This window comes from bacterium (assembly GCA_035454885.1).
Taxonomy (GTDB): Bacteria; UBA10199; UBA10199; order JACPAL01.
Window position 1 is genome coordinate 37360 of sequence record DATIGE010000005.1, and the last position, 7290, is coordinate 44649.

Sequence of the window (7290 nt, forward strand, 5' to 3'; positions counted from 1 at the left end):
GTTGAGTTCGTTGAGAAAGCCCCTGGGAGAGCCCCCTCTCTCGGGGGCTTTTTTATTCCTGGATCAGGCTGCACCCGCCCGCTGGAAACGCGAAGGCTCGCGAGGGAGACGGGGAAAACGCGGAAGAGGCACCGTCAACCGTCGGCGAAACCGAAGGCGCCGGGGCCGGGATCGCTTCTCCCGTCGCGGCCACAAGCGCATTGGCGAGGTTGAGATATCCCTGAGACGCGATCTTGCCGTTGAGGGAGGCCTCCCCTTCGACGGAATCCACCAAGATCGACTTTACCTGATACCAGTCCAGATCCGGGGCCACCGAAAGGATCAGGGCCGCAGCGCCGGAGACAAAGGCCGTGGCAATGGAGGTGCCGCTCATCACAACGTATTGCCCGTTGGCGCCGGTCGAATAGATGCCGCTTCCCGGTGCCGCGATATCGACCGTGACCGGTCCGTAGTTGGAATAGGCCGCCAGAGCGCCCTCGGAATCCAACGCGGCGACGGTCATCATATTGTCCGTGTCGAAACTCGCCGGGTAGACGGGCTGGGAATCGATGTCGAGCCCTTGATACGTCTTGAACTGGTTGCCCGCCGCGGTCACGAAGAGGATGCCCGCCTCGCCGGCCTTGTCGATCGCCTGGCGGAGGAGATTGCTGCTCTCCCATCCGCTCCCCTTCACGCCGTCCAGCTTGAGCGTCCAGCTCGCGTTGATGACGCGCGCGCCGTTTTGGATTGCGTAGTCGATCGCCTCGATGGCAAGTGCGCTCGAGCCGGTGCCGGCCGCGTCCGTGAATTTGAGCGGCAGAATCCGGACGTTCCAATTGATTCCGGCGACGCCGAAGCCGTCGTTGCCCGCGGCGCCGATGATGCCAGCCAAATGGCTTCCATGACCGTTCTCGTCCGTGACGTCGCCCTCATCGCCCCAGAAATCAAAACCATGCACGTCGTCCACGTAGCCGTTCCCGTCATCGTCCCTGCCGTTGCCGGGGATCTCGCCCTCGTTGATCCAGAGGTTGGGAATCAAATCGGGGTGATTGGCGGAAATTCCGGTGTCGATGACCGCGACGACGACTGACTTGCTGCCCGTCGTGACCTCCCAGGCCTCTTGGGCGCCGATATCGACGTGAAAGCCTTCGATCCATCCCTGGGAATCGGCCATCGGGTCGTTCGGAAGGGTCTCAAGCTGGATGTCGGCGTCTTCTTCCCGCTCTTCCACCGAGCCGTCCGCGTCGAGGGCGTTCAAGTGATCGCGGCCCCGTTCGTCGACGATATAGAGGTCAAGGGCGGGGAGGTATTTCCACCCCTCGGGCAGGTCCTCCGCCGAGGCGATGGAAAGGGCGGCTGCGGAAGACTCCAAGGGCGCCAACTTGACGATGCTGGAGGCGTTCAGAGGACCCGCCGTCAGGCATGTCAGGGACGCTAGGACCAGGGAGGCGAAGGGTAGAGAAGTCTTATGCTGCACTTGGGCCTTGTCGGCCGGGTACGTCAAATGTTGTGCTTTTGAGACGAAAAAACGGCAAAAAAAGGGAGCAACAAATCCGCCCCTGAACCGAGAAATCTTATGCAGCGTGCGCTGTCTTGGATGGGGGATCCGGGCTCGGATCCCCTTTTCTTTTTGGCGGTTGTGGCCAGGGAGGGAATCGAACCCCCGACGCGCAGATTTTCAGTCTGCCGCTCTACCGACTGAGCTACCTGGCCGGTAATGCTCAGGAATTTAGGAACGGCAGAGGTATTACAAGCTGCCGCAGAGTGTCAACGAGGGAAAAACTTTTTGACCATATGCGTCAATCGTGATATACGGCTCGACTAATTTTCATATTCGGTTTCACTGAGGAGGCCCCCACATGATGCAATTCAAGCCCGGCGACAAGGCCGTCTACCCCGCTCACGGAGTCGGTGAGGTCAAGGCGATCGAGACCCGCGAAATTTCCGGGAACAAACAGACCTTTTACATCCTGCGCATTCTGGACAACGGGATGACGATCATGGTTCCGACGCAGAACGTTAAGTCGGTGGGCTTGCGCGAGATCATCGGGGAGGACCAGGTGGAGGAAGTCTACGAAATCCTCCAGGAGCGCGACATCACGGTCGACAACCAGACCTGGAACCGCCGCTACCGGGAGTACATGGACAAGATCAAGAGCGGTTCGGTCTACGAGATCGCCGAAGTCCTCCGCGACCTGTCCCTCCTCAAGTTCGAGAAGGAGCTCTCCTTCGGCGAGCGCAAGATGCTGGACACCGCCCGCACGCTTCTCGTCAAGGAACTGGCGATCGCCCAGGGCCTCGGGGAGGAAGACGTCCTCAAGGAGATCCAGAAGATCTTCAAGTCCTAAGCGAAATTCGACCTTGAACTACTGAGGGCCTGACTCGTAAAAGAGTCAGGCCCTTTTTATTTGCATGAAAACCTTCGCGATCATCCCCGCCGCGGGTCTCGGCAAGCGCTTCGGCGCCAAGAAGCAGTTCCTCGAACTGGCCGGAACGCCCGTTCTCGTCCATACCCTTCGGGCCTTCGAGGAAACACCCTCCGTTCAGGTCGTCTGCGTCGCGTCGCCGGAAACCGAAGTGGAGGCCGTGCGAAGCCTGGCAACCCAATTCGGCCTGAGGAAGGTCCTGAAAGTCGTGCCCGGCGGAAAAGAGAGGCAGGATTCGGTCCGTTTGGGATTTGAAACGGCGGGGGTCTGCGACATCGTCGTGGTTCATGACGGCGTGCGCCCTCTCGTCACGCCGGAGATCATTCAACGGACGATCGACGGAGCCGTGGAATGCGGAGGCTGTATCGCGGCCCTTCCCGTCAAGGAGACGACGAAACGCACCGATCCCGACGGCTTCGTCGTCGACACCGTCGACCGGAACGGCCTTTGGAGCGTTCAAACGCCGCAGGCCTTCCGCCATGAGATTTTCCGCCGGGCGGTCGAACAATCCGCCCGGGATGGATTCTTGGGGACCGACGAAGCGATGCTGGTCGAACGGATCGGCGCGAAGGTAAAAGTCGTGACGGGGAGCCCTTATAATATTAAGATCACCACGCCCGAAGACCTCGCCATCGCCGAGGCCTTTTTGAAACTGAGGTAATATGCGCGTCGGACTGGGTTACGACATTCATCCGCTGGTGACGGGTCGAAGATTCATCTTGGGCGGCGTTCTACTCCCCCTCGACAAGGGGCCCAAAGGCCATTCCGACGGCGACTGCCTCAATCACGCCCTGACCGACGCCATCTTGGGAGCCTTGGGCCTGGGCGACATCGGGCGTCATTTTCCCGACAGCGACCCCCAGTGGAAGGACGCCGACTCGGCCGTCTTTCTCAAGGAGGCCCGGCGTCTTCTCGAAGAAAACAAGCTGAAGGTCGAAAACATCGACGTCAACCTTCTCTTGGAGGCTCCAAAGCTCGTCCCGCACATGCGGGCGATGACGGACAACATTGCCACGCTTCTGGGAATTTCCGTCGATCGAATCAACCTGAAGGCAAAACGCGGAGAAGGCATGGACGCCGTCGGCCGGGGCGAGGCTGTCGCCGCCCATGTTGTCGTTCTGTTATGTCCCTAAAAATCTACAACGTCCTCGCGCACAAGAAAGAAGAGTTTCAGCCCCTCACGCCCGGCAAGGTCAAGATGTACGTCTGCGGCATCACACCCTATGACGAATGCCACCTGGGGCATGCCCGCGCGGCCGTCGTCTTCGACGTCATTTTTCGCTACCTCAAATATGCGGGTTACGAGGTCACCTACGTCCGCAACTACACGGACGTCGACGACAAGATCATCAAGCGCGCGAACGAGACGGGGCAGAAGTGGTCCGATATTTCCAAAAAATACATCGCGTCCTATCAGGCCGCTATGGAGAAACTGGGCGTCCAGACCCCGTCTCAAGAACCGCTCTGCACCGAGAATATCCCGGCCATGACGGAGCTGATCCAAAGGCTCATGGACCGCGGGCTCGCCTACGTCTCCGGGGCCGACGTCCTCTATCGGGTCCGCAAGTTCGGCGGTTATGGCAGGCTCTCTGGCAAGAGGTTGGACGAACTGGAGGCCGGCGCTCGCATCGAGGTCGACGAAAAGAAGGAAGACCCCCTCGACTTCGCGCTGTGGAAGGGCGCCAAGCCGGGAGAGCCGTCCTGGGACTCTCCCTGGGGCAAGGGGCGGCCGGGCTGGCACATTGAGTGCAGCGCGATGAGCATGAAGATTCTGGGCGAACAATTCGACATCCACGGCGGCGGACGGGATCTGGCCTTCCCCCACCACGAGAACGAGATCGCTCAGTCCGAAGGCGCCACCGGCAAAGATCCCTTCGCCCGCTTTTGGATCCACAATGGTTTCGTGAACATCAACGCGGAGAAGATGAGCAAGTCACTCGGGAATTTCCGGTCGATCCCGGCGATCTTGGAGCAGTGGGACCCGGAGGTCGTGCGCTATTTTCTACTCTCCGCCCACTACGCCTCTCCCCTGGACTTCACCGAAGATGCCATGACGAATGCCCGGGAAGCGCTCGCGCGCGTCTATGAAACCCTCGCCCGCTTTTACGACGCGCCGGAAGGACCCGACGCCGGCCCGATCCTGGAAGCCGATGAGATCCTTCGCGAGGGGATGGACGACGATTTCAACACCACGGTCGTCTTGGGACGCCTCTTCGATACGGTTCGCGAGCTCAACAAGTTTCTGGATCAGGGAAAGAAACCATCGGTCGACGCCAAGGCGTCTCTCTGGAGCGAACTTCGAAAAATTGCGGAGACGACGGGGCTCTTTGGTTCGCAACCGAAGGAGTTCTTGGAGCGCCAGAAGAAGATCGGCCTCAAGACGGCCGCCATTTCCGAGGAAGAGATCCTCAAGCTCATCGAGGACCGAAAGGCCGCCCGCAAGGCCAAGGACTTCAAGCGTTCCGATGCGATCCGGGACGAACTCTCCTCCAAGGGCGTCCGGATCAAGGACAACCCTGACGGAACCACCTCTTGGGAGATCAAAGGCTAGAGAGGTACGGGACACGCACAAACGTCTCCTGCGCAGTCGCAGCCGTAGATGGGCGGCGTAAAGCCCGGGAACATCTCCTCGAAGAGGTCCGTCGTGAGCGCCGAGAAGCCGTTCACCTTGAGTCCCGCCTCCGAAACCGAATACAGAAGGCCGCCGATTTCCAGCGAGCGGCGCATCGCGGGCGAGTAGCCGCCGAAGTCGCCCAGGTCGTCGTGATGGACGGCGCCCAGACGCGTAAATCCCGTGTCGCGGTTGACCAAGTAGACATCCAGCTCGGAACCGGTGTTCGTTCCGACGGGGACGGCCAGGATGTCTTGATCCTCGAAGAATGAGAAGGCCAGGTGCTCGTACTGGGCCTCCGAGTAGTAGGAGTTCGGGATCGTCTCCTGCTCGACGAGCTGCGGATTCGCGAGGTCCGCGATGTTGAAGAGGTTCAACACCACGCCACTCCAACCGTCCGCGGAACCGATCGCGATCAAACGGTCTGCGCCCCAGGCCTGGAGGTAATCGGTCCGGCCGGGCAGGTGAAGTTCGCCCACGACCCGCGGCGACGCCGGATCCGAAACGTCGATCGTCACGAGAGGATCGGTGGCGACAAAGGTCGTGACGAAGGCCCGGTCGCCCAAGAAGCGCGCCGCGGTGACGGATTCGTTCGGAACGATCGAATCGATCTGCCCCAACTGCGCCAGGGAGCCATCGCCCGCCCGGAAGGTCGTCAGGTAGTTTGTCGTCGTCGGAGGAGGAGGAGGGACGGCGTCCAGAGCCGGGGCCGCGACGCCTACGACTCCGCCCTCCGCCCAACCCCAGATCCAGGCCGCCCGGTTCGTCGAGACGATCCGGAAGACGCCGTCTGTCTCATCCATCGAGAACTGGTTGACGATCGAGCCGGGCACCCGCGCGGTCGCCCGCGGCGCCACACCGGCCGTCGCGGGGTCGAGGTCGAAGAGATAAACGCCGGTCTCGTTGTTCTCGTAGAAATGATTGGTCAGGTAGAAATGGTCGGGCGTCGCGGTGATGGTCGACCCCCAGGATCCGACCACGGACACCTGGTTCGGATCGGAGGCCAGGGCGTTCAGGTTGATGCCAATGACGTCCCACGTGATGAAGGATGAGAAATCGCCGTCGATCTCCTCGGGCACGTAGACCTGGTCGCACGGGTCGCGGTCGTCCAACTGGTCCTTCAAGGGAACGGGGCCCTCCGAAATCCACCGCTGCAGGGCCAGATAGAGCGCCCCGCCCACCTTGCGCGAATCGCCGTAGCTCCCCTTGAAATCGAACTGGCGCGCGACCGTGGGCGCGGAGGCATCGGCGAAGTCGTAAACCGTGACGCGAGTGACCGGCTCATAATAATACGGGGAATCCGAGGAAACCGTGCCATCTCCTCCGGCGGGGACGACGGGGACGCCGATGACCGCGACCTTGGTTCCCCCCGTTCCAGAGACGTACATTTCGATGGGATAGATCGCCGGCGTCGCCTCGCCGATCCGGTGAGGGACCGCAGGATTCGAGACGTCGTAAGCGAATAGTTTCCCGAACGCGGTCATGGCGTAGAGGCGGTTCCCCTCCTGCTTGACGATGTCCGCCTCCTCGACCGTGACCGCCTCGTCCGCGGGCGCCGCCGCCGGTTGCCCGAACGTGCCATCCGACTCGGCGCCACCCGTCCCTCCGCCGGCGGGAACTTCATTGGCGCCGGACTTCGATTCGAGAAAGTCCCCCAGCGCCTCGCAGCTCTCAAAGGCCGTCAGGCCGGCAACGGTGGTCTTCACCCCGGGCTTGCCGCCCGGGCCGCTGTTGGAACTACAACCTCCGGCGGCGAGTGCGGCGAGGACGGCTGCGAAGATGGTTGCGAGGGATTTGGTCATACGGGCCTCCATGTTTCTGCGCCGAGTATCGGACGAAGCGTCAAGAAGGTCCACGCGGAGAGGCGCCTTTTCGTATTCCTTGGAATACAACTACGGACACTCGCTGGAGGGTGCGGCGCCGGAGTCACTGACGGCGAAAATCGCCGCGCAGGTCACCGGAATGAAATTCTCCGTGCCGGAAAAATCACCGGAGGAAACATTCGCGCCGACATCCGTGCAGTCGGCCGATCCGATGGCCGTCTCGCAAGGCGAAACTTGCGAGGAATCGGCAAGGATCTCTCCGGCATTCAGGGCCGCGCGAAGCTGCGTGACGGTCAACGCGCCCTCGGCAAGTCCGAATTCGTCCGTCATCCGGTCGCCGTCCGGCCCGTTCAGGGCGTTGAAACAGGTGTCGGTCGTCGTGGGCACCCCGCAGAGAATGATCTTGCTGCAGAGGGCGGAAATGAGATCGTCGACGACGATGTCCGAAGCT

Annotated in this window: 7 protein-coding genes and 1 tRNA gene; 4 read left to right on the top strand and 4 right to left on the bottom strand. The window is 61.4% G+C overall.

Going from position 1 to position 7290, the window contains the following annotated elements:
• Positions 1 to 52: 52 nt before the first annotated feature.
• Together VLJ37_01535 and VLJ37_01540 are read right to left on the bottom strand one after the other, a co-directional pair.
• On the bottom strand, positions 53 to 1483 hold the full coding sequence (locus tag VLJ37_01535) for a S8 family peptidase (protein ID HSA58351.1): 1431 nt from the start codon (positions 1481 to 1483) through the stop codon (positions 53 to 55).
• Between the two features lie 136 nt (positions 1484 to 1619).
• A tRNA-Phe gene (locus VLJ37_01540) sits at positions 1620 to 1692 on the bottom strand.
• Positions 1693 to 1841: 149 nt separating this feature from the next.
• Between VLJ37_01540 and VLJ37_01545 the strand changes: the two genes are divergently transcribed.
• From VLJ37_01545 to cysS, 4 genes are all read left to right on the top strand, one after another.
• Positions 1842 to 2327 carry a CarD family transcriptional regulator gene (locus tag VLJ37_01545; GenBank protein ID HSA58352.1) on the top strand — a complete coding sequence of 162 codons (486 nt, stop codon included), beginning with the start codon at positions 1842 to 1844 and terminating at the stop codon, positions 2325 to 2327.
• Positions 2328 to 2391: 64 nt separating this feature from the next.
• Positions 2392 to 3066 carry a 2-C-methyl-D-erythritol 4-phosphate cytidylyltransferase gene (ispD, locus tag VLJ37_01550; protein ID HSA58353.1) on the top strand — a complete coding sequence of 225 codons (675 nt, stop codon included), beginning with the start codon at positions 2392 to 2394 and terminating at the stop codon, positions 3064 to 3066.
• 1 nt (position 3067) lies between these two features.
• The gene (gene ispF, locus VLJ37_01555; GenBank protein HSA58354.1) at positions 3068 to 3538 is read left to right on the top strand and encodes a 2-C-methyl-D-erythritol 2,4-cyclodiphosphate synthase; all 471 of its coding nucleotides are present in this window, start codon (positions 3068 to 3070) and stop codon (positions 3536 to 3538) included.
• Positions 3529 to 4956 (top strand): cysteine--tRNA ligase, encoded by a 1428-nt coding sequence (cysS, locus tag VLJ37_01560; protein HSA58355.1) that lies wholly within the window; start codon positions 3529 to 3531, stop codon positions 4954 to 4956. Before ispF ends, cysS begins: the two co-directional genes overlap by 10 nt.
• Here the strand turns inward: cysS and VLJ37_01565 are convergent.
• Both VLJ37_01565 and VLJ37_01570 read right to left on the bottom strand, forming a co-directional pair.
• On the bottom strand, positions 4953 to 6818 hold the full coding sequence (locus VLJ37_01565) for a beta-propeller domain-containing protein (protein HSA58356.1): 1866 nt from the start codon (positions 6816 to 6818) through the stop codon (positions 4953 to 4955). The two genes, cysS and VLJ37_01565, sit on opposite strands and share 4 nt — an antisense overlap.
• A gap of 90 nt (positions 6819 to 6908) precedes the next feature.
• Positions 6909 to 7290, bottom strand: a 382-nt coding sequence (locus VLJ37_01570; protein ID HSA58357.1) for a hypothetical protein, incomplete at its 5' end; no start/stop codon positions are given.

Bases quoted from the DNA above. Each gene is read 5' to 3' on its own strand.
- ispF (HSA58354.1), top strand. From the start codon at position 3,068: ATGCGCGTCGGACTGGGTTACGACATTCATCCGCTGGTGACGGGTCGA.
- ispD (HSA58353.1), top strand. From the start codon at position 2,392: ATGAAAACCTTCGCGATCATCCCCGCCGCGGGTCTCGGCAAGCGCTTC.
- VLJ37_01565 (HSA58356.1), bottom strand. From the start codon at position 6,818: ATGACCAAATCCCTCGCAACCATCTTCGCAGCCGTCCTCGCCGCACTC.
- cysS (HSA58355.1), top strand. From the start codon at position 3,529: ATGTCCCTAAAAATCTACAACGTCCTCGCGCACAAGAAAGAAGAGTTT.
- VLJ37_01545 (HSA58352.1), top strand. From the start codon at position 1,842: ATGCAATTCAAGCCCGGCGACAAGGCCGTCTACCCCGCTCACGGAGTC.